This window comes from Mesorhizobium sp. PL10, from assembly GCF_053714315.1.
Window position 1 is genome coordinate 1 of record NZ_JBSKBR010000100.1, and the last position, 2793, is coordinate 2793.

A 2793-nucleotide genomic window follows, 5' to 3' on the forward strand; every position below is an offset into this window, starting at 1 on the left:
CGTCTGAAAGCGATCCGTTGTTGCAAGGGCCGTCAACGTGCAGGGAAAATAGCGCTTACCTAAGAGCTATAGCCGCAAGTTGATCAGTATCAATAGTAAGAGGCCGGCAATGACCCACGCTGCAATCCGTATGGAGGACAGGAGGCCGACCGTTTGAGGGTCGGCGGCGAGCGGCCGATGATCGGGTTGAGCCTGAACAATAGGGTCAGCCAAGTCTTCCGGACTTGCATCGCTATCAGACCACTCCTCCTCTGTGTCTTCCGCAGCAGCCGCGGCGTGGCCACGGTCTGGCTGCTCCTCTGCGCTCTCCTTGTCGTGTATTTCGTCCGCCGCCCCCGTCTTTCTCGGAGCAATTGCAGTAATCTAAACCTCTCCATGTGGTTGCTGCGACGATTCCATCAGTTCCAGGCGTTAAGGACCCGGACTACCCATTCCTGCAGGTCTTCCAGATCGGTGACCATCGGAGGATATTTCAGATCGCAACGCGGCCGCGGTCACAGCCGACAAGAGTCACGATTTCGTCCCGTTACCGGCCTGACGATCATTCGACAGTGACCGATTTTGCCAGATTGCGCGGCTGATCAACGTCCGTCCCCATGAAGACGGCCGTGTGATAGGCAAGGAGTTGAACCGGCAAGGAGAAGATCATCGGTGCAATGATCTCGTCGACGTTGGGAAGCACGATGGTGTGCATCGTGTCGAGTTTTGATACGGCCACACCTCTTTCGTCCGTAATCAGGATGATGCGGCCGCCGCGTGCGGCCACTTCCTGCATGTTGGAGACGGTCTTTTCGAAGAAGCGGTCATGGGGCGCGATGACGATGACGCGCATGTTTTCGTCGATCAGCGCGATCGGGCCGTGCTTCAGCTCGCCCGCGGCATAGCCCTCCGCGTGGATATAGGAAATCTCCTTGAGCTTCAGTGCGCCTTCCATAGCCAGCGGGAAACTGGTGCCGCGGCCGAGAAAGAGCACGTCGCGGCATTTCGACAGCTCCCGGGACAGGAGTTCGATGATCGGCTGGAGGCTGTTCAGCACCTGGCCCATGGTGCGGGGCATCTCGGCCAAGCTCTTGACGAGCGCCTGCTCCTGATCGTCGCTGATGGTGCCGCGCGCCTTGCCGGCACTGATCGCAAGCGCGGCAAGAACGGCAAGCTGGCAGGTGAAAACCTTCGTGGAAGCGACAGCGATCTCCGGGCCCGCTAGGATCGGAAAGACTGCATCGGATTCCCGAGCAATCGTCGACTCGCGGGTATTGACTACGGCGCCGATCTTCAGGCCATGCTCCTTGCAATAGCGGAGCGATGCCAGCGTGTCGGCGGTCTCGCCCGATTGCGAGATGAAGAGTGCTGCCGACTGAGGCGACAGTGGGATCTCGCGGTAGCGGAACTCCGACGCGACGTCGATTTCCACCGGCAGGCGCGCATAGCGTTCGAACCAATATTTGCCGATCAGGCCCGCCAGATAGGCCGTGCCACAGGCGGAGATGACAAGGCTCGGCACCTTGGCGAAATCGATCGCGCCGGAAACGGGCGCGACGCGGTCGTCAATGAAGTTGACGTAGTGGCCGAGAGCCTGGGCTACGGCAGCCGGCTGCTCGTAGATCTCCTTCTCCATGAAATGGCGATGATTGCCCTTGTCGACCAGATAGGCCCTCGCCACCGAGACCTGGCGCGGCCGGGTGACGACGTTGCCATCCATGTCGAAGATATGGACGCCCGACTTGCCTATCACCGCCCAATCGCCGTCAATCAGATAGGTGATTTCATTGCTGAAAGGGGCCAGAGCGATGGCATCAGAGCCGAGGAACATCTCGCCATTGCCATGGCCGATCGCCAGAGGCGGACCGTTGCGGGCTGCCATGATAGTCGACGGATCATCTTCGAAGAGAATAGCGACAGCATAGGAACCCCTCAGCCGCTTCAGCATCGCGTACATCGCTTCGCTCGGTCCCATCCCATCCCGGCGAAGTATCGCCAGCAGATGCGCGACGACCTCCGTGTCGGTCTCTGTCTGGAACTCGGCGCCGCCAACGGCCAGTTCGTCCTTCAACTCAGCAAAATTTTCGATGATGCCATTGTGCACCACTGCAACGCCGCCGGTGAAATGTGGGTGGGCATTGCGTTCCGTTGGCGCGCCATGGGTCGCCCAGCGCGTATGGCCGATCCCGATAGTGCCGGTAAGAGGCTGTTCCTTCAGCCTTGCCTCGAGATTGACGAGCTTGCCCTCGGCGCGCCGCCGATGGAGCGCTCCACCCTCGATGGTCGCGACACCCGCCGAATCGTAGCCCCGATACTCCAGACGTTTCAACGCATTGACCAGCCGTTCTGCGACCGGCTGCTGCCCGACGATGCCGACAATCCCGCACATACTCTCTTCGCGCTCCTTTCCACTCCGATCGCGGCGTTAGCAAATTCCACACCTGAGCTCGCCGCGCGCAGATCACATCGAACAGGCGATGATTTCTTCGGTGCGCATCAGCTGCTTTCATCGATCGACCGCGATACACCTGATTCAGTAGATCAGCGATGTCTAATGCTACTCAACAGATTGCTGAAGTTGATTCTTTGGATCAGACCCATTCGCGCCATGGATGCCAGTACAACGGATCTCAAACTCTCGTTGACAGGATAATTTCGGCGGTCGCCTTCGCCTTGAAGCCAAACATGGAACTGATGCGGCACTTGATCCGTCGATGATCCTGCTCAATGCGATTGTTATCAGGCATGAATAGGCCCGGCGCGCCAATCCGCATTCCCCTGCACGGATGGATCGACTACCGTCCACCTACCGGG

Annotated in this window: 1 protein-coding gene and 1 pseudogene; both read right to left on the reverse strand. The window is 59.2% G+C overall.

Annotated elements, in window-relative coordinates; translation table 11 throughout:
• Positions 1–541 precede the first annotated feature (541 nt).
• Positions 542–2368, reverse strand: a complete 1827-nt coding sequence (glmS, locus tag ACWGTO_RS33030; protein WP_454578890.1) for a glutamine--fructose-6-phosphate transaminase (isomerizing) — start codon at positions 2366–2368, stop codon at positions 542–544.
• Between the two features lie 256 nt (positions 2369–2624).
• Positions 2625–2717: pseudogene (locus ACWGTO_RS33035) on the reverse strand (IS6 family transposase); the annotation flags it as partial.
• Between the last annotated feature and the right edge of the window lie 76 nt (positions 2718–2793).